Here is a 19868-nt window from a genome sequence, read left to right on the forward strand (position 1 = left end):
CATCCTCAATGCCATGGTGAGCCATGACACCCTCTGGCAGGCTCCAGCTTGCTCATTGCCGCCAGCTGCCACCCTCATGGCAGCTACTACATAGCAGGGTGAGCTTGACAATCAAGATAATCGCTACAGCGGCTAAGGTTGCTGACTCTAAACTGGTATCTTCTTTCCTAGAAGCCTCCTAATACTATGCTGGTTTTCTCCAATTCTACGAGGCCTGAGAGGGGGAATATGTGGTGCCCGATGAAGTTGTGCTCTCTCGAACTAGAGGGTGCAGTTTAGACCTTGGCATAGCAATGTCCCTTGGCGCAGTCAAAATTCTGTAATCTCCACGACTACTACCTGGCCAATTGCCCCTAGAGTGGGTTAAAAACCGTTTAACTCTCGTTCTTCTTCGTTATCACCACCGCCTATGTCTTCAGCCGCCCTTCAAGAGCAGCTCGATCGCTACTACCAGCAGGTCAAAGCCGTGATTTTGTCGCGGCAGCACCCGGTTAGCGGCCTCTTACCGGCCAGCACGGCGGTGAACGTACACGGCAACTACACCGATGCCTGGGTGCGCGACAACGTGTTCAGCATTTTGGCGGTGTGGGGGGTGGCCCTGGCCTACCGCCACCTCGACGACGACCGGGGCCGCACCGTCGAGCTAGAGCAGAGCGTGGTCAAGCTGATGCGCGGCCTGCTCCAGGCCATGCTGCGCCAGTCCAAAAAAGTCGAGCACTTTAAAGAACGGCAGGATCCGCTGCAAGCGCTCCACGCCAAGTACGACACTGGCACCGGGCTGCCCGTGGTGGGCGACGACGAGTGGGGCCACCTGCAAATTGATGCCACCTCGGTGTACCTGCTCATGCTGGCCCAGATGACCGCCTCGGGGCTGCAAATCATCTTCACCCAGGATGAAGTCAACTTTGTGCAAAACCTGGTCTACTACATTGGCCGGGCCTACCGCACCCCCGACTACGGCATCTGGGAGCGGGGCAACAAAATGAACCACGGCAAGCCCGAGCTCAACGCTAGCTCTGTGGGGCTGGCCAAGGCGGCCCTAGAGGCACTGCGGGGGTTCAACCTGTTTGGCATGCGCGGTGGGCAGGCCTCCACCATCCACGTGCTCACCGATGAGATTGCCCGCGCTCGCATCACCCTAGAGTCGCTGCTGCCGCGAGAATCTGGCTCTAAGGAGATCGATGCTGCCCTGCTCAACGTGATTGGCTATCCCGCCTTTGCGATCGACGACGCCGATTTGGCCCGCAAGACCCGGCAAAAGATTGTCGACAAGCTCCAGGGGCGCTACGGCTGCAAGCGGTTTTTGCGTGACGGCCACCAGGCGGTCATCGAAGACACCACCCGGCTGCACTACGAACCCGAAGAGCTGAAGCAGTTTGAGCACATTGAGTGTGAGTGGCCGCTGTTTTTTACCTACCTGTGGCTCGACAGCCTGTTTGCGGGCGACAAAGACCAGATTGAGTTTTACCAAGAGCGGCTGGCGGCTCTAGAGGTCGAGCGCGACGGGGTGGGCCTGCTGCCCGAGCTGTACTACGTACCCGAAGAGAAAATCGAGGCCGAGCGGGTTAAACCCGGCAGCCAAACCCGTCTACCCAACGACAACCTGCCCCTGGTGTGGGCTCAGAGCCTCTACCTGCTGGGGCAACTGCTCCACGACGGGCTGCTCAAGCCCAGCGACATTGACCCTCTGGGGCGGTACCGCGCCCTGGGCGACCACCGCTACCCGGTGGTGCAGGTAGCCCTGCTAGCTGAAGACAAGGCCCTGCAAGCGGAGCTGGCCACCTACGGTCTGCCCACCGAAACTCTTGAAGAGATCGCCCCGGTGCAGGTGTTTCCGGCTACCGAGCTGTCGTCGATCTACGCCGAAATCGGCAAGAACGACAAGCTGGGCCTCAGCGGTCGCCCGGTTCGGCGGCTGCGCAGCCTCACCACCTCGCGAATTTTCCGCATCAAGGGCACGTCGGTGGTGTTTCTGCCGTCGTTCTTAGACCAGCAGCGGTTTTACCTCACCCTCGACTACCACTTTTTGGTGGCCCAAATGCGCAGCGAGCTGGCCTACATCTACGACCACTGGCGCGAGCCGGGGCGACCCACGGTGACGCTGCTGCTCACCCACGCCATGTTTCAGCTGGGGCGCAAGCCCATCTACGAGTCGCCGCTGATGGCGCTGATGCACGAGTTGCAGGACGATCGCTGCGACCATGTGCCGGTCAAGCTCGGTTCTCTGCACCAGCTGATGATGACTACCAGTTTGGAGCGCATCGACAATGTCAACGGCTACCAGCTGGGCAGCACCTCCGTAGGCTATACCCCCCTGTGGACGGCCTACCTGGGCTTTGAGCCCGATCGCGACGGCCCCCTGTCGCTGCTCGAAGAGTACGACCTGGAAAACGAAACCGACCTCGACAACCTGCTTAACCAGCTGCGCCAGTCAAACAATATCTACGAGCAAATTGAGCTGCTGGCCACCCTCAAGCACCTGCACGGCGGCGACTTTAACACCGGCTTTGGTGGCCCCAGCCATACCATTACTGTTGAGGACCTGCTCGATGAGGTCTACGCCAAGGCCAGCCAGCTAGAGCAGTGGGGCATTTTGCGCCGGGCGGCTGGGCTGCTGGGCAAGGCTGACATCACCCTGTCGGATGCGGTGACAGAGCTGCTGGTGCGCCAGAAGCAGATCTCCGTGGGCAAGTCCTACAGTGAGGAGTCGCTGATTACCGAACCCATGGGCCACAGCGAAATTGTCGAGAAAATTCGCACCTTCTGCGGCGACGACGTGCGCGACCACGTACTCACCCAGGAGGTGCTGATCGACCTCAGCATTTTGATTAAAGCTGAGCCTTCCCTATTCAAGGGGCTGATGACCCTGCGGGTGGGCTACCTGCTGCTGCTGATCACCAGCGAGCTGGCCCGCGAGCGCGACATTACCCAAGACGAAGCCTACGGCCAGCTGGTCGACCTCAGCCCCTTTGAACTCAAGACCCGTCTGCGCCAGGTGCTGGCCGGGTTCGACGGGTTAAACCAGTCGATCTTTCGCCGCGAGTCGCTGCACGTTAAGCCCCACAACCCGATCAACTGGCAGGTGGTGCCCACCGGCATCGAACCTGTCGCTGAGGCCACCGAGGCCCCCAATGCCCAGGACTGGTGGCGTAAGCGGGTGATCGATGGCGAAATTGCCCGCATCTCGGAGGAGTTTTATACCCAGGTGTGGGAGGTGCTGAAGCACTCCAGGGGCATTGTGATCGGCAACAAGTTCGATCGCAAGAACCGGCTGGACAGCGATCGCATCCTTTCCGAAATGACCCCCGGTGAGCAAAACTTCGAGCGCCGCATCACCCACCTGCTGAACAAAATCCAGGCCCCCGAGTATCGCCACGTCAACTTAGAGGCACTGCGCGAAATGGGCGAAATCTTCAAGGTCAACCCCGACCTCTATTTCGAAGACCACATCTACCTCGATGTACTGATCGGCCACGCCGTGCGCTTGGGCTGGCTCGACCAGCAGCCCGATCGCGCCGCCTTCTACGAATCGGAGAAAGCCGCCGCCTGGCAGTCGTTCTATCGGCTACCGCCGACCCAGTGCGCCACCTACATCGCCATGGGGCTACAGTTTCTCACGGTGCTGGGCGAAACCGAGTCGGGGGGAGAAGCGCTGGAAGAGGTGGCGTAGGTGTTTAGAAACCGGGGTTCTAGCTATCAACGTTGACTAGCACTGAGATTGATCGCAGAACCCCGGTTTCTGCTGATTAAAGTCACACCTTTGCCGTGCCGCGCCCCAACACTAAACCCTAGGATTCTGACTTTAAGTCTTAAAACCATTGGGGATAACCAAGGTCTTCTTTGCGTAAGCGCTTTTGAAAGGTCAAGGGAAAAGGATCGTAAACCCTTCTTGGGCAAAATGTCGATCATGGCTGAGCACTTCTCTGATGCCTAGGGATTGCACAGTTTGCATAGAGATACAGTCGGTCAGGCTGTAGCCTTTATCCAACCGTTGCCCATAAAGATTGAGCCCTGCTAAGAAGGTATCCCGATTTTGGGGAACGACCCGAACCGTTGGACTTTTCAGCAGCAAGCTGACTCGCTGAGCCGATCCTTGCTTCACAATCGGCTCAAAGCTCGAGAAGAAATTTAAGAACTCCGTTAGCACTTCGTCGGTGGTGACTAGTTGAACCGCACCTAAGGTTCGATTGAAGCGCCTTACCTCTTGATGCCACTGATCTCTGGGATTGAGCATTGCTGCCCAGTAAAAGGTATCGGCAAAGAGAGTTCTCATGGGTCGCTCTTGGGTGAGCCGTAGAGGTAGTGATCGAGTTGGGCTGCACCATCGGTTGGTAGGGCTGCCGCTGTGGCCTTGGGCAGGGTGTCGGCGAATTCTTCAAAAGCTTCCCAGATTGGTGTTTGGGATTGATCTATGGCTTGGTCTGCTACCGTATCAACCTCGATTAGATCGGCAGGCTGCTGTCGCCGCATTTTGGCAAACAGCAAAAAGTCAAGCACTTCTTCGAGCAAAAAATCGGGAGCATTGCTAATTTCTAGCAGGAGTTGTTCGCGGGTAGTCACCGAGGTTTTCTCCATGATCTGTCAACTTAAGGATAGCGAGTTGTTATGGCCAAGCGCCTCCTCACACCTTAGCGATGCCGCGCCCCGAGAGCGTCTTTGCAAACCAGGCAGTCAGTAGCGTCAGCGCTCCGGCAATCCAAAACGGGAAGCTGTAGCTGACGCTGACCAGCAGCCCCGCCGTGGCCGGACCGATCGCATTGGAAATGCTCAAGTACGAGGCATTTAGCCCCATTACTTCGCCCTGCTCGCGGGGGCCGCTGTTGAGCGACAGTAGGGCATCGATCAGCGGCATGGGGAACGAGTTGACGGCGCTAAAGACGACCGCGATCGCCGCAAACGCCACAATATTTGGGAACGCGGGCATCAGCAAAAACAAAATTTCCCGCGCTGCCAGCGCCCCCACCAAAATCTGCACCAGGGCAAACCGCCGCCGCAAAGGCTCCAGAGCAAACACCTGGGTGACAAAGCCGATAATGCCCACCGCCGCAAACATGATCGCCAGGTTGCGGGCATCTTGCCCCAGCACCCGCAGAAAGAAGGGCTGAAAGGCAAAGGTGAAGATTGTAAAGGTAAAGCCGCTGAAGAAGGTGAGCCAGAAAATGCGGCCAAAGCGACTGTCGGTGGCTGATCGGGCCAAGCGATCGAAGCCAAAGTCGCTCCAGGAGATCTGAAACCGGTCGGAGCCAGTCGCCAGGGTTTCGGGCAGCAGTACCAGGCAGACGACGGTGGCAAAGAGGGCGATCGCCGCCGAAAACAAAAACCCCATGCCCAGGCTGGTAAACCCCGGCAGCGGTGGCACCAGCTGCGCCACGTAGCTCAGGGGTGGCCCCACCACAAACCCCAGCCGAAACACCGCCCCAAAAATGCCGTAGGCCCGCGCCCGCTGCTCGGGCGAAGTGATGTCGCTGACGATCGCCTGGGCGATCGAGGTATTGCCCCCCGTGATACCATCCAGCAGCCGCGCCACAAACAGCACCCAGGCCACCGGGGCCAGCCCCGCCATTAGATTAGCCGCCACCGTGCCCAGCAGGCTGACAATCAGCAGCGGCTTGCGGCCCATGCGATCGGAGAGTCGCCCCAGAATGGGGGTGGCCACGAACTGCGCTGCCGCGTAGGCCGTGGTCAGCAAACTGGCCTGAAAGTCGCTGAGGCCAAACTCCACCGCGTAGGGGTAAATCAGCGGAATAATCAGCGTGAACCCCACCGCATTGATGAACGCCACCAGGGCGGCAATCCAAAACCGCAGCGGCAGTCGCGAGGGGTCAGCGGAGGCCATAAAATTAGTCCATGAAAAACATTATTTTGGGGGTGGCGATCGCCCTGGGGCTGCCGGTCGTGGCTCTAGTTGGCACCTTCGCCTACATCAGCTCGCCCAACGGTCATGAGGCTGACTACGACAACCTGGTTACCTACGAGGAGTATTCCTCTGGCACCGCCAACCCTGAGCAGCTTAACGTAGTCAGCTACAACATTGGCTACCTGTCGGGGTTAACCAACCAGCAGGCTGTGGAGCGAGACAAAGCGCTCTTTGATGCAAATCAGGCCACGGCGATCGCCGCCCTGGACGCCCGCGAACCCGACATTTTGGCGCTGCAAGAAATTGACTTCGACGCCTACCGATCATTCAACCGCAACCAGCAGTACGCCCTTTCGGCAGCGCTGGAGATGGCTTTTGGGGCGATCGCCATCAACTGGGACAAACGCTACGTCCCTTTCCCCTACTGGCCTCCCAGTGCCCACTATAAGCAGGTGATTTCAGGGCAGGCGGTGCTCAGCCGCTACCCCATTCGCCGCAACGAACGGCTGGTGCTGGAGAAAGTGCCAACGAATCCGTTTTACTACAATGCGCTGTACCTCGATCGCGTTGCCCAAGTTACCGAAATTGACGTATCGGGCCAAACCCTGATCGTGATCAACGTTCACCTCGAAGCGTTTGACGCCCCTACCCGAATCCGCCAAACCCAGGTAGTGCGCGAGTTAGCCGAAGGCTACGCCAAAGAATACCCCGTTCTACTGGTCGGCGACTTTAATAGCAGCCTCAACCGCGACGAGGGCAACGATCCGCGCTCAATTGGCATTCTGCTCGACTCCCCGGTGCTGGCCTCGGCGCTGCCCACAGCCCCGTCGTCGTTTACCTTCCCGTCTAACCAACCCCAGTACGTTCTCGACTACATCTTCTACACCCCAGAAACCCTAGAGTTGGTAGCCGCCGAGGTCTTTGCCGAAGCGGCTCAGGCGTCAGACCATCTGCCCGTGCAGGCTCAGGTTAGGCTGCGTTAAGCTCAGCTTAATTAGAGAGGCCCGTTTACTTTAGAGTGAATGGGTTAGTTAAACGTGCATAAAGATTAGAGCTTTCCCGCATCAGGGAGTTAATAATGTGCTCAGCATTGAGGTCTCAAGCATGCGAGGGCGATTCAAGCAGCGGCAGCCAAAGACAAGGATCAACAAGTGGTGGGTGGTTGGAGCGATCGCTACTCCAGTTCTTATCGGGCTGGTGTGGTGGCTGTGGTTACTCCCCGATCGTAGACTTCAGCCGGATGGCGGTGGCCTATCCCACAGCGAGAGAGCGACCCTTGCTCACCCACACCGTGAAACCTTCATCAACGGTATGGGGATGATTGTGATGGTTGTCGGTGGAGCCCTTCTGGTGCTCAATCTTCGCATGGCCAACAGAAACACAGAAATAGCCAGCCTCAGCGGTACCGACCTCATCAATGCCGACCTCAACGGTGCTGACCTCATCAGTGCCGACCTCAGCGGGGCCAACCTTAGCGGTGCTGACCTCAGCGGGGCCAACCTTAATGGTGCCGACCTCATCGATGCCGACCTTAGCGGTGCCGACCTCAGCGGTGCCAGCCTTAGATATGCCAATCTCAGCGGTGCCAACCTTAGATACGCCAATCTCAGCGGTGCTAACCTTAGACATGCCAATCTCAGCGGTGCCGACCTCAACTGCACCTTACTTATAGGTGCCAACCTCAGCGATGCCGACCTCAGCGGTGCCCTGCTATTTTTTGTGAACTCACGAGACGTTCAGAATCTTGAACCGCTTCAACTGGAGGCGAAATCTTCGCCTTTTTTATGTAATGTTGCGCTGCCTTCCTACTCCCATCAACCAGAAGTGAATCCCAATCGCGACTGCGATCGCATTCCCAAACTTTTGAGCGCTCGCTACAACATTTCACTCGAAGAGGCTCAAGGCATAGTCAATGAAGCTCGACAACACCGATGGGACTAACCAAAACTGGCACAATCGATCCGATTTATCAAAAGGCCAAACTTTTGGCAATTGGGCCAACCTACTTGCCTTGTTCGCTGTACCTCTCTAGTCCACGCATCACCACGTCCAAGGTGATGCCTGACACCGCCAATGTACCGAAACAAGGTGAGGCAACCGGTGATTTGAAAGCGTTATTGTGTCCGGTAATTAAGGACGTTAGACAGCCGCAGCGACGCCAACCTGGGCGCACATATCAGCCAGGGGGCAACGCCCACACTTAGGCCGATTACCCGTGCAGATGTGCTTGCCAAAGGGCACCAGCAGCCGATTGATCTCAACCCAGTATTGCTGGGGTAGTTTGGCTTCTAGGGCGGCCATGGTCTTTTCGGGAGACTTGGTTTGCACATAGCCCCAGCGGTTGGTGACGCGGTGCACATGCACATCCACGCTGATGCAGGGGTAGCCCAGCGCCACCCCCATCGCCAGATGGGCGCACTTTGGCCCCACCCCTTTGAACTGCATCAGTACCTCAGGGTCGGCGGGCAGGTTGCCGCCATACTCATCCAAAATTTGCTCAGAAATCTGGCGAATCTGGGGGGCTTTGTTCTCGGCAAAGGTAGTTCCCCGAATCAGGGCCAGGATATCCTCCATGTCGAGCTGGGCCATTTGTTCGGGCGAGCGCGCCCGAGCAAACAGCCGCTGCGACACCGGCACGCTCACCTCATCGTAGGTACGAATCGAGATAATACAGGCGACAAGCTGCTCGTAGAGCGTGTCGAAGCCCTCTTCCGCCAGTTGAAACATGGCGGCTTTCGGGAAAGGGGCCACCGCCTCACGCAGCAGCGCGATCGCCCGGTCGATATCAAATTCCTTGGTAGTCACTGCGCTAGCTCATGACCAGCGGAGCCATCAGCTCGGGGTCTTGAAACAGCGGCGTGCTCAGGTAGCGCTCGCCAAAGCTGGGCTGAATGATCACAATCAGCTTGCCCTCGTTTTCGGGACGACAACCCACATCGATCGCGGCCTTGACAGCGGCCCCGGTGGAAATGCCCGAGAGCAGGCCCTCCTCGCGGGCCAGGCGGCGGCCGTAGGCGATCGCATCTTCATCGGCCACTAGCACCACCTCGTCAATCAGGGCCACATTCAGCACCTCAGGCACGAACCCCGCCCCAATGCCCTGAATCTTGTGGGAGCCGGGTCGACCGCCAGAGAGTACCGGGCTGTTGACGGGTTCGACGGCGATCGCTTTAAACTCTGGCTTGCGCTGTTTCAGCACATCGGCTACGCCGGTAATGGTGCCGCCCGTACCCACGCCTGCCACCAAAATATCCACCTGGCCATCGGTGTCGGCCCAGATTTCTTCGGCGGTGGTGCGGCGGTGAATGTCGGGGTTGGCCGGGTTGCGAAACTGTTGCAGCATGTAGGCATCGGGCAGGGTGTCAAGAATATCCTGCGCCCGCTGAATGCAGCCCGACATGCCCGCCACGCCGGGGGTGAGCTCTAGCTCGGCCCCGTAGGCCCGCAGCATGGCCCGCCGCTCCGAACTCATAGTCTCGGGCATGGTGAGAATTAGGCGGTAGCCCTTGGCCGCCGCCGCCATGGCCAGGGCAATGCCCGTATTGCCCGAAGTCGGCTCGACCAGGGTAGTTTTGCCGGGGGTAATCAGCCCTTCGGCTTCGGCGGCCTCAATCATGTTGATGCCGATGCGGTCCTTAACCGAGGCGGAGGGGTTCATGCCCTCTAGCTTGATCACGAGCCGGGCCAAACAGCCCGCCTCCTGGGGAATGCGGTTGAGCTGCACCAGGGGGGTGCGGCCAATTAGTTGGGTTACGTTTTCGGCAATTCGCATGGGGCCTGAATGTAGTAATGGGCCTAGATGTAATACATAATGTCGTGCTGCTGCTGGGCGTTGCGCTTTTCGACTAGGTCTTGCAGGGTGCACTTTTGCAGCACATCTTCGGCTGCCTGGCGCACCTCTCCCCACACCTCTTGAATCACTAGCGCTTCGGGAGTGGCAGACCCCTGGGCTGGGTCTGTCTGGGCCTCAAACCCTTCAATGCAGCTCACCACATCATAAAGGGTAATCTTCCACGGATCACGGGCCAGCAGGTAGCCACCCCGCGCCCCCCGCAGGCTTTTGACTAACCCCGCCCGGCGTAGGGTGGCCAGCAGCTGCTCTAGGTAGCGATCGGGAATGTTTTGCTGGCTGGCAATCTGGCGAATTTGCAGCGGTTCGCCGCTGGCATAGTGGGGGCTAAGCTCTAGCAGAGCCAGCAGCGCGTATTCACTTTTGGCAGACAAATCCACAGGGCAGGCAGGGTAAAGAGCGATACCTTTAGTATACTCCGGTTCTCCACTGGGGTTTGCAGGATTGCGCGATCGCGACAAACACCGTCTAAAAGACCAGCTCCTTTTGTATTGGGATTCACTAAACGTCACGGGGCTTCAGGGTACTGTGCTGAGATGCGAACAGTGTTCTGGGATACATAGGTATAGCGGCGATCGCGCTTACCTCAGGCGAGGCAGTTCTTGCCTATCGCCCCAGTGTCCTCCTCCCAGTCACGGTTGCAGCACCACAGGCAAATTTCTGGCAGGCCCTTGTCCTATGAGCCCACTGAACCTGGTTGTCGATCAACTCGTTGGCCCCGCTGTCGCCGATCAAGCCGCTGCCGCCGCCGACCCCGTCATCCTCGAAGGGCTGGCCGACTTTCTAGAAATTCTCCAGTTTTTGATTCGTGAACCCTCGGTGGTGGGCAGCGAAGACTCGTTTTTTCGGGTGCTGCGCCGCGAACTAGACGAGGTAGGGGCCGAGGTTAGCTATTACCACGGCGTTTTGGTCGCCCAAGGTCGCCGCCCCCACGACCTGATGCTGTCGGCCCACATCGATCGCCACGGCCTGCTGTGCACCGGCCCCAACGAGTTTCAGTACGCCGCCTTTATCGCGGGCAACCAGGGTGAACTGACCGGCGACTCGGTGTCTGAGCAAATGCTGCACACCATTGAGAACCGCTTTCAAGGGCAGCGGGTGCAGGCCCACCTGCCCTACACCGGCACCTACATCGGCCAGGGCATCATCACCAACTCCTATATTTGCCCGGAGCGCAAGAATCTGATCTTCGAGGTCGACGGGCTCGACTACCTGCAACCGGGCACCCCCGTCGCGTTTCTCGATCGCCTGCAGTTCAACGACGGCTACATCTCAGCCCAGCTCGACAATGTGATCAGCGCCGCCATCATCATTTTTCTCTTTCGCTGCGGGTTTGAGGGCACCGCTCTCTTTACCGCCCAAGAAGAGTCGGGCCGCAGCTGGCGCTACGCCCTATCGTGGTTTCAGCGCCAGCGTCTGGGCACCGATCGCCTGATTGCCCTCGACACCAGCCCCTACCACAGTCGCGAGGCCGCCGACCAGCAGCTTGTCACCCTGCGCCGCAAAGATGCCAGCGCCGATTTTGCCCCCGGCATCACCCAGGAGCTGGGCGATCGCTGCACCCAGCTTGGCATTGCCTACAGCTACAAAGACGACTACATCGCCGCCCAAAACCTCACCCGCCCCAAGCCCTACTCCCTGGGTCGCACCGAGATGGGTCGCCTGACGGCGGCTACTGACGGGGTGGTGACGGGCACCACGCTGCAAATTCCCACCACCGAATACCACACCGCCACAGAAACGGCATCGCTGGCCTCGGTGGCGGCGGTGATCCGGCTGTTGCAAACCTATATCGACTAGCCCATCTGCGTTGAGGGCAGCACAGTAACCCAGTTCTGAGGCCGAAAGCTGCTTTTAGCCTTAGCAAGTGCGGTAGGGTGCATTAGCGCAGCAATGCACCACAAGGAGGCCATGCTTCCACCACCCGGGATCAGTGATCTAGGGTGAGTGACAGCTGGTAAATCGCTTTTTTGGGTTGCCCGGTTGCCTGAGCCAATTGGCGACTGGCCTCGGCCCTGGAAACCCCCTGGCTGAGGAGACGCTCCAGCTCAGCTTTGATAGCTTGTTCAGACAGCACGGGTGCGTCGCGGGTCGCGCCCTGAATGACGACGGTGAACTCGCCCTTGGGGGCTTCGCGCTGGTAGTGCGCCAGGGCGAAGCCCAGGGTGCCGCGCCAAAATTCTTCGAAGCGTTTGGTCAGTTCGCGGCCCAGGGTGACGGGGCGATCGCCACCCAAAGTCGCCACCAAATCCTCCAAGGTTTTGATCAGCTTGTGGGGCGCTTCGTAGAGCACAATGGTGCGTTCTTCGCGGGCGATCGCCTCCAACCGCTCGGTACGCTCTTTGCCCTTGAGCGGCAAAAAGCCCTCGAAGACAAAGCGATCGCTGGCCAACCCCGCCACGCACAGCGCCGTAATCGCCGCCGTTGGTCCTGGAATGGGCACCACGGGAATGTCAGCCTCTACGCAGGCCGCAATCAGTTCATAGCCGGGGTCAGAAATGCCTGGCATTCCCGCATCGCTGACCAGCGCTACGGCATGTTGGCGAGTTTGCAGGTGGTGTAGCACCTCCCCGATGCGGCTGTGGCGGTTGTGCTCGTGATAGCTAATCTGCGGCGTGGCGATTTGAAAATGCTGGAGCAGCTTGCCCGTGTGGCGGGTGTCTTCGGCGGCAATTAGATCCACCGACTGCAACATTCGCACCGCCCGAAAGGTCATATCTTCGAGGTTGCCTAGCGGAGTGCCCACCACATAGAGATGGCCGGGTTTGGGATCAGAGTCGGGGGCGGGGGACATGGACGGGCGATCGCGGTAGAGGTTTTCTCCCAGGCTAGCGTACCGTCCGTCTATTCAAGCGGTTACCCCGCAACCTTGCCGGGTTTAGAAAGTGGCCCTAAAGGCAGTGGTCAACGCCCCGCCCCAGGTGATACTAAACAACAGTGCTTGAGCCAGCGACAAGGAGAATCGTTATGAAGCAGCTTACGATTGCGGGATTAATGCTAGGGACGGTGCTTACCGCTGGTGTACCCGCCGCTTTAGCCCAGGCTCCCGATGCCTTGGTGGCCGCCGAGGCTGCACCAGCAGCTCCCGCCCTACCAGAGTTAGAAACTACCCGCTACGAAGATGTATTCTCCATTGCGTTTCCGGCGGGTTGGCAGGTTAGCGCCCAGCCCGATGCGCCCCAGGTGGTTGCCGAGAGCGCAGGGGCAACAGGCAGCCTGCCCGCCATGCGCACCGAGATCACCTGGCAAGAGGCACCGCCCCAAACCGTAGTAGGCCAGTCGCTTGAAGCTATTCGGGCTAAGGGTTACACCGTTAGCCGCTACGATGCCATTACCATCGACAGCGTAACTGCCGTGCGCCTGTGGCTGAGCGAAATTCCAGACGGGTTGCCCAACGCCTTTGTCACCTATGTGGGCTATCCCACCGCCACCGCCACCATTACCAGCTACTACGACGACACCAGCGCCAACATCGACCCGGTGCTAACGGCCATTCACCAATCCTTTGCGCGGGCCAATACACCCCCCGCAGAAGACGCAGCCCCCATAGAAAACTAATCGGCGGCCGCCAATCGATGACAGCCCCTAGATCACAATGCTTAATGCCGCAGGGGCACGCCAACCCTTACCCTGATTGAGGGTTGCACCCTGTAGCGAGGTAGCCTGTGCGGCTAGTCAGACTGTGCCATGCAAATTGATTTTCACCACGGGGTCACCTATGTGTGTGCTCGCCTGGCTGGGTTTGAGCATGCCGAGGCTAGCATCGTGGCCCACAGTGCCCAGTATGTGGACGATTCGACTCAGGCGGGCCTAATTCGCTTTGACAATGGCGCGATGTTCGATCGCATCAGTTCGGCCCACAAAATGCTTGACTACCGCAACTTCAAGGAGTTGGCCAACTGCAAGGTGTGGATCCCGTTTCACTTTTTGCCGGGCAATGGTGGCCTGCCCGCCGGGCAAGATCCACCGGGCACGTTTATTGAAAAACTCATCTGTCGGCCCAATAGCCCCGTGGCCCAGGCGATGGTGCGCGAATGCATTGAGCAGCGCTACCGCAGCTACGGGCTGCACCGGCTGGGCATTACCCTGCACGTGTTTGCCGATACCTGGGCGCACCAGGGCTTTGCGGGGGTCAGCCACGAGATTAACAGCGCCCGCGACCTGGTAGACGGCAACAACAAGCCCGACCAGAGTTTGATGAACCGGCTGAAGGGCTTTTTTATCGGTGGAGCGCTGCCCCTGGGCCACGGCACGGTGCTGAGCAACCCTGACAGACCCTACTTACGCTGGGGCTACACCAATGGCCGAGGCGAAAAAATTAGCCGCGACAACCCCAAAGACTATTTAGAAGCCGCCGATGAAATGTGCAAAGCCATGCAGCGGTATTTAGCGGGCGACGCCGATGCCCCCGCTTCCGGTTTGCCCGAGGTTGACCGGGCCAGAATTGCGGCGCTGTTTGAAACCACCTATGGCGAAGGCGACAGCCGCCATCAGCAGTGGCTCGCCCACATTGCCCAGGGGAGCTTTAGCTTTGGCCCCGCCGAGGTTAGCTACATTGCCCGCGGCTACGGCTCTTGGAAGCATCGAGCACTAGGGGTAGCGGGGGAAAGCGATCGCAAGGAAACCCGCATTGCTTACTCGCCCCAGTTCTTAAACAGCCACTGGAAGCTATTTCACGACGCGCTACAAGCCCATCATTTTTATATCATTCACGACCTGCTGCCCCAGTACGGAATTTGCGTCGCGTAACTCCCAATCCCATGCCAAAGTTTTCCTGCAAAAAGGAGCCTAAGATAGGGGGGCAGGCTATGCTAAGCCTTGGTTCACGCTGCTTATCTGTAACGAGTCCCCGTGGTTTCCCCTGTCATTTCCCGTCCTGCTCTGGATGTTTCACCAGCGCCGCCGTCGCGCTCTACAGCGGCACTTCTGAGGCCAAAATGGCGGCGATCGCTGCCGCCGCTCAAGCATCCTCAGATGTGGGCCTTGGGCCTGGGTAGCTTAGCCCTGGGCCTGGTCAACGGTGCCCTGGTGATCTCGGCGGGAATTGGGCTGGTGGCCTATCAACAGATTTTGCAGCTCTCGCCGCGCCAGCGCAAAGGGCTAATGCAGCGGCTTCAGCAGGGTTTGCCGCTGCCCACTTCGCCCCAGCAGCAGGCGCTGATCTTGGCGGCGGTGGCGGGGGCGAGCACCTACACGTTTACCGCTCTGTGGCACAGCACCCACTCGCTGCTGATGGCGCTGCTGCTCACCGGGCAGGGAGCGCTGGCGCTGTTTGCGGTGGGGGCGCTGCTGCGATCGTCCCGCTCGGCAGACCCCAGCGACGACCTGTGGAATGCTGCCCCGGTGGCGCAGGTGGAGCACAATCTGGGCTTGCTGAGCCATCCCGACCCGTTGAAGCGGCTGGTGGCGGTGCGGCGGCTAGTGCGACTAGCCCAAACCGACGAAGAGTACTTGGTGGGGATGTCGGTGCGATCGCACCTGGTTGACTGCTTTCAACTGCGGCTCAGCCAGGAAACCGATGCGATCGTGCGATCGGCTTTAGAAGAAGGGCTGGCCCTACTGCAACCGACCCAGTCTCTATCGCCTAGTCTGGCGGCCCCGGTTGTCGCCGAGCGGTTTGCCCCAGAGCCGTTCGCCCAGGCAGTGGCCGACGAGGTGGTTTTAGAGCCAGAGGCGTCTGCCCCAGTCCCCGAATTGAGAGCATCTACCGAGGTTGCTGCCCCTGCTTCCCAGGGACGGCGCACCGTTGAATATGTTGAGTACCTGGATATCTAAACGTCTGACCTATGGATCGCTTCACCGTTGAGGTTATTTCTCAAACCCCCAACCCTCAACAGACCATGTACGCTGCCATGCACCAGGACTACGCCGAGGGCTTTGTGGCGCACGATCGCAGCACCTGGCCCAGTGAAGAGCGCTGCGGCGAAATCTTAGTCACCAGTTTGCTCAAGGGCGGGCGCGGCCACTACGGCCCCCTAGAGCATCCGCAGATTGTGTTTAACGTGGGCTGGTTTCCCCACAGCACCATGCAGCAGATTCGCACTCACAGGGTGGGTATTTCTTTCGATGTCCAATCATTTCGGTACACGGGCCAGCGCATTCTCGATGTGGTGGAGGGCAAGCGCGAGGTCGAAGAGGTGTTTTACCTGCGGCCTTTGGGCTTCTACAGCGATCGCCAGGGCAAGAAGTACGAGTACACCGCCGAGGCCCGCCAGCAGGATCTCGACTGGTGCTTGGAGGCCAGCCGTCGCTACAAAACCCGCATCGACCAGGGCTTTGCCGAAGAGCACGCGCGGGGGCTAATTCCCTTTGATATTCGTCAGCACTGGGTAATGTCGGCCAACGTGCGATCGGTGATGCACCTGCTCGACCTGCGCTGGAAGGCCGACGCCCAGCTCGAAGCCCAGAAGATGTGCGAGGCAATTTGGCCCCACTTTGTCGCCTGGGTACCGGCGATCGCCGCCTGGTACGAAGACAACCGGCTCAAAAAGGCCCGCCTGGCTCCTTAATCTGAGGCTTTAGTTGCTGGAGATTCTGGAGAGTGGACAGCCGAAACGGTTATTCCACAAGAATTCGCCAAAGCCTCCTTGGGCTCGACTGACCACATTCTTGTGAGATCGGCATCTGGCCCGTCTTGCTATGCTTGACCTAGGATCATGAACAATCCGGACTAGCCTAGACCAGAGGCCACCGGCTCTGGCAACCCCGTAGCTACCCATGGGTCAGGCCTAAATAGGTCGGCCTCACCGGGTGGGGCCACCCCGATCGAGTCAGTGGTGCTGCCCAATCCATCCGGGGCTAGATCGCTGGGGGCCAGGTCATCGGCACTGGCTAGGGCCGCCGATGGTTGGGCAAACTGCACCCGCACTCGCTCCTCTGCCGGAGCCAAAAAGTAGTCTCTGAGCGTAATTGATCGCCCAGTCCCCAAGTCTAAAAAGCGGTCATTACCGCGCTGGCTCTGAGTGACATTGGCGGACGAAAAAGCGGTGAGGTTAACTAGATCTCGACTGGTTGCCCCCACGATTACATCGTTGCCGGTGGGGGTAACCAGATCGTAGCCGCCAAATACATTGGCCGCCCCGTTGGCAATGATCAAGTCATCACTCGATGAGTTGATCACATTTTCGATGGTGGTATCAAGGCTGAGCCAGGTGCCTCGGCTGGCCAATCCAGTCGCGCTGTCGAAGTCTGCCCGAGTGGAAAGGCTGCCGCCGGGCTGCAGATCAAACCGATAGCCCGACTCGCTAAACGGCAGGGCTGAGAAAACCAGCTGGTCTACCCCACCGCTGTCGGCCAGGGTAATGCGCTGGGAAGCTGCCCCTCCAATAGCAGTCTGAGGGCTACCGTCAGCGGTGTAGGCGTGGGTGTTGGTAAATCGATAGACCGTGTCGTCGGCGTTAAAGGCTTTAGAGCCATACATCGATCGCAGCGCCGCAATATCTAAGGGCATCAGCGTGGCTGGGGCAAACCCGCCAAAGTTGTAGGTCATCACCGTGTTGCCCAGATGGTCTGTGCTTGTGGGCAGATAAGGCCCTTCCTCCCCGCTGCTGTCGGCGTTGTAGTTGCCGGGGTGCTTTAACCCCAGGGCGTGGCCAATTTCGTGAATTAGGGTGGTATAGCCGTGGCTACCGGGGCCAGAGGCAAAGTTGTTGTAGGGGTCGAAGGTAGGGTCGAGGTAGCGATCGCTCAAATGCACGTCGCTACCGAAGCTGTAGAAGCCTGTAGTATCGGGGTAGTAGGCGTAGGCATACCCCCCCGAACCGCCCAGGTTAGAAAACATTAGCCGCATTTGGCCAAAACTGCCTGGCGACTCCGCCACCTCGGTAAAGGTGAGATTGATTAATGGCTCAATATAGCTCTTTAAAATGGTGCGAACGCTGGTTTTAATCGGGTCGCTGACCTCAGACACCCGCTCGTTGCTGAGGCTGTTGTAGCTCGGGGCCGTGAGGCTGTTGACAAAGCTAAAGGTGATATTGCTGCCGGCGGCAAACCGATAGTCGCTCAGCAGGGCATCAACGCCGCTCTGGCTAGAAGATGGCTCAGCACTATCAACTGCTACCACCCCTTCACTGACCGCAGACTGGCACTGGCGGCAGGCACAGGCCCGCAGGTGGGTGGCATCTCCCCAGTCGGTCAGCCGATCGCCCTCTCCGCTGAGCTCTATCCCGGCTGTCGTGGGGGAGAATGAACCAGCGGTGAAATCAAGCGTTTTGAGCAAGGAACCCAGCGTTGGGCCCCAGGTCTGCAGGCGGGGCCTAGGGCTTAGCTCAGTGGGCCAATCTGGCCGCTCCAATAGCTTCAGAACAGCATCGATCGCTGGGCCGTTTGATTCAGCAATCGCGGTCGAGCTGGCGATCGCCCCCACCCAGCCCTCTGCCATAGCAATCCATGCATCTGGGTCGCCACGGCCTGCCTCCATTAGCTCATCGAACTCGGGTAGCTCTGCCGCTAACACTCCCCAGTCCGCAGCCCACAGCGGGTTAGTCCCCATCGGTGATCCCTCTCAAGCCAGGAATAACATCTCGACGCAAGGCCCAGAGCCGTGGTTTAAAGGGGTGCACCTGGGGTACGATCGCACGCTTAACCCAACCCTGTGATCAAAATCAGCAGAATTAGAGGACGCGATCGCTACCGTGCGCCTGAATCCCTAGAAACAAGCCCTTAGGGCGACAGTATGAGGTGATTGCCGTCTCTGCTATAGCCTATCTGCGTCGCCAACCCCTGGGGATATATGGCCACAGCTATACAGAAACATCACCATTGCGTAGAAAACACCTAAACCCACATTACAACAGAATTGCCCCAGTGGGAGGATGTGTAAGTTTCACCAGAACCTCAAAAAAAACTGGGGCCGCGATCGCAGCCCCAGGTCAAACCAGACGTTGTTGAGTTAGCGCCCCGGCTCTAGCGGTACCTAAAGTTGCGGTAGACCAGACGCGAGTTCAGCCCGCGCCCTCTCAAGAAGTTGACTACCGCAGAGGCATCGTTGCGATCGGTGCATTCAGCCGCGTTGATAAAACGACCCTGAGGAGCGTTCTCAAACTGAGGATTAATTACGCAGGTTAGACCGCCAACCCCTCTGCTACCGCTAGGTAACACTTGGCGAACCTGTTGCAGCTCGTTGTCACCACCAAATACTGCTGCCACATAGGGAGCCAGCGAACCACTACTCACCGTGCCGCTATCGCCAAAGCACTGGGGGCGATCGGCCTGGGGAATGTTGGTTACCAGCGGCGAGGACGTGATCCTGGGTTCGGTGAGCAGCACCCCGCCGTTAGAGGCAATTACCTCCAGGAGCGCCTGGCCATCACCGCTGACCCGAACGAAGTAGCGGGCTGCCGTACCGGCATAGCTTTGGCCCCCAAAGTAGTTGACCCAGCAGGTGTAGGGAGCGACCTCGGCGGCCTCGGCGGTAGCAGTCAGGCCATTCACCAGCGGCTGTCCAGAAACTCTGTTGTAAACATTCATCTTGGTCACGCCGTTGTCGTTAAACACCCGAACCGAGTGATTTTGGGTATCAAAGCTCACAAACGTGCGGTTGAACAGGTCGCCCTGTCCAGGGTTGGGGTTGGGGTTAGGGTTAGGGTTGGCTCCAGGAAGGAAAAAGTCTCGAACGCTAGTGCTGTTTTGGCTAAGCAATATGGAACTGGTGGAGACCTCAACAATTTCGAGGCGGGCCTGGTTGTTACGTAGGTTGCCACTAGCTCGGTAGACGACGTTGCGGCCTGCACGCGAGCCAAAGCTGTCGTAGCTGATCCAGTCGCTACTGATAATTCCGTCGCGGCGGGTAACAGGAGCGTTGAGTTGTTCAGCCTGCCGAGTTTCTTTGTTGTAGACATTCATCCGCAGGGTTTGAGAATTCCTGGGAAAGACGCTAATGGTAAAGGTAGCGGTTTCAAAGTAGAGGGTAGCGTTGCCCGCGGTGTTGGGTTCCTGAGCCAACAACCCTTCTAAGCCGGCCTCGGCAGCAGCGTTGGGTGTCAGCACCGTGGGCTGAACCGCACCGTACCCTGGCACCGATAGGCCTGTGACCAGAAAAACCGAGGTAACAAACAGCGCAAGCGACTTAAACAGCCGCTTTGACCAGCGGCTAAGGGGGACGTTGGGCCAGACTGGTTTCATGGAAATTAGCTCCCTATACTCCTCACTCGAGAAACCCGT

The 19868-nt window shown here is 58.7% G+C and carries 17 protein-coding genes; 8 read left to right on the plus strand and 9 right to left on the minus strand.

Annotated features, from left to right (window positions below):
* The first annotated feature begins 409 nt into the window (after positions 1 to 409).
* Complete coding sequence (locus tag IQ265_RS19330; RefSeq protein WP_194056569.1) at positions 410 to 3670, plus strand: glycoside hydrolase family 15 protein; 3261 nt, start codon at positions 410 to 412, stop codon at positions 3668 to 3670.
* 192 nt (positions 3671 to 3862) lie between these two features.
* On the opposite strand, the gene IQ265_RS19335 is transcribed toward IQ265_RS19330, so the two are convergent.
* From IQ265_RS19335 to IQ265_RS19345, 3 genes are read right to left on the minus strand one after another with little or no spacing between them, the layout of a single operon-like run.
* Positions 3863 to 4273 carry a PIN domain-containing protein gene (locus tag IQ265_RS19335; RefSeq protein WP_194056571.1) on the minus strand — a complete coding sequence of 137 codons (411 nt, stop codon included), beginning with the start codon at positions 4271 to 4273 and terminating at the stop codon, positions 3863 to 3865.
* Complete coding sequence (locus tag IQ265_RS19340; RefSeq protein WP_228038162.1) at positions 4270 to 4575, minus strand: hypothetical protein; 306 nt, start codon at positions 4573 to 4575, stop codon at positions 4270 to 4272. Before IQ265_RS19340 ends, IQ265_RS19335 begins: the two co-directional genes overlap by 4 nt.
* Before the next feature lie 46 nt (positions 4576 to 4621).
* Positions 4622 to 5836, minus strand: a complete 1215-nt coding sequence (locus tag IQ265_RS19345; RefSeq protein WP_194056573.1) for an MFS transporter — start codon at positions 5834 to 5836, stop codon at positions 4622 to 4624.
* Positions 5837 to 5847: 11 nt separating this feature from the next.
* Between IQ265_RS19345 and IQ265_RS19350 the strand changes: the two genes are divergently transcribed.
* Both IQ265_RS19350 and IQ265_RS19355 read left to right on the plus strand, forming a co-directional pair.
* Positions 5848 to 6840 (plus strand): endonuclease/exonuclease/phosphatase family protein, encoded by a 993-nt coding sequence (locus IQ265_RS19350; protein WP_194056575.1) that lies wholly within the window; start codon positions 5848 to 5850, stop codon positions 6838 to 6840.
* Positions 6841 to 6961: 121 nt separating this feature from the next.
* On the plus strand, positions 6962 to 7798 hold the full coding sequence (locus IQ265_RS19355; RefSeq protein ID WP_194056577.1) for a pentapeptide repeat-containing protein: 837 nt from the start codon (positions 6962 to 6964) through the stop codon (positions 7796 to 7798).
* 198 nt (positions 7799 to 7996) lie between these two features.
* On the opposite strand, the gene nth is transcribed toward IQ265_RS19355, so the two are convergent.
* The 3 genes from nth to IQ265_RS19370 are packed head-to-tail and all read right to left on the minus strand — an operon-like array spanning position 7997 to position 10087.
* Positions 7997 to 8662: an endonuclease III gene (gene nth / locus IQ265_RS19360; RefSeq protein ID WP_194056580.1), complete on the minus strand. Its 666-nt coding sequence runs from the start codon at positions 8660 to 8662 to the stop codon at positions 7997 to 7999.
* Positions 8663 to 8666: 4 nt separating this feature from the next.
* On the minus strand, positions 8667 to 9629 hold the full coding sequence (cysK, locus tag IQ265_RS19365) for a cysteine synthase A (protein ID WP_194056582.1): 963 nt from the start codon (positions 9627 to 9629) through the stop codon (positions 8667 to 8669).
* Positions 9630 to 9652: 23 nt separating this feature from the next.
* Positions 9653 to 10087, minus strand: coding sequence for an Rrf2 family transcriptional regulator (locus IQ265_RS19370; protein ID WP_194056584.1), 435 nt, complete (start codon positions 10085 to 10087; stop codon positions 9653 to 9655).
* Between the two features lie 298 nt (positions 10088 to 10385).
* On the opposite strand from IQ265_RS19370, the gene IQ265_RS19375 reads away from it, so the two are divergent.
* Entirely contained in the window at positions 10386 to 11507 is a 1122-nt protein-coding gene (locus IQ265_RS19375; protein ID WP_194056586.1) for a peptidase M42, read from the plus strand.
* A gap of 130 nt (positions 11508 to 11637) precedes the next feature.
* Here the strand turns inward: IQ265_RS19375 and rsmI are convergent, their stop codons facing one another.
* Entirely contained in the window at positions 11638 to 12501 is an 864-nt protein-coding gene (gene rsmI, locus IQ265_RS19380; protein ID WP_194056588.1) for a 16S rRNA (cytidine(1402)-2'-O)-methyltransferase, read from the minus strand.
* Positions 12502 to 12674: 173 nt separating this feature from the next.
* On the opposite strand from rsmI, the gene IQ265_RS19385 reads away from it, so the two are divergent.
* From IQ265_RS19385 to thyX, 4 genes are all read left to right on the plus strand, one after another.
* Positions 12675 to 13265, plus strand: coding sequence for a hypothetical protein (locus tag IQ265_RS19385; RefSeq protein WP_194056590.1), 591 nt, complete (start codon positions 12675 to 12677; stop codon positions 13263 to 13265).
* A gap of 129 nt (positions 13266 to 13394) precedes the next feature.
* Positions 13395 to 14456, plus strand: a complete 1062-nt coding sequence (locus IQ265_RS19390) for a DUF6765 family protein (protein ID WP_194056592.1) — start codon at positions 13395 to 13397, stop codon at positions 14454 to 14456.
* 102 nt (positions 14457 to 14558) lie between these two features.
* Positions 14559 to 15482 (plus strand): hypothetical protein, encoded by a 924-nt coding sequence (locus tag IQ265_RS19395; protein WP_194056594.1) that lies wholly within the window; start codon positions 14559 to 14561, stop codon positions 15480 to 15482.
* 11 nt (positions 15483 to 15493) lie between these two features.
* On the plus strand, positions 15494 to 16216 hold the full coding sequence (gene thyX / locus IQ265_RS19400; RefSeq protein ID WP_194056596.1) for an FAD-dependent thymidylate synthase: 723 nt from the start codon (positions 15494 to 15496) through the stop codon (positions 16214 to 16216).
* Positions 16217 to 16377: 161 nt separating this feature from the next.
* On the opposite strand, the gene IQ265_RS19405 is transcribed toward thyX, so the two are convergent.
* Entirely contained in the window at positions 16378 to 18198 is a 1821-nt protein-coding gene (locus tag IQ265_RS19405) for a M10 family metallopeptidase (protein ID WP_194056598.1), read from the minus strand.
* A 413-nt stretch (positions 18199 to 18611) separates the two neighbouring features.
* On the minus strand, positions 18612 to 19829 hold the full coding sequence (locus tag IQ265_RS19410; RefSeq protein WP_194056600.1) for a hypothetical protein: 1218 nt from the start codon (positions 19827 to 19829) through the stop codon (positions 18612 to 18614).
* Positions 19830 to 19868 lie beyond the last annotated feature (39 nt).

Origin of the sequence: Nodosilinea sp. LEGE 06152, from assembly GCF_015207525.1 — a bacterium.
Lineage (GTDB): Bacteria > Cyanobacteriota > Cyanobacteriia > Phormidesmidales > Phormidesmidaceae > Nodosilinea.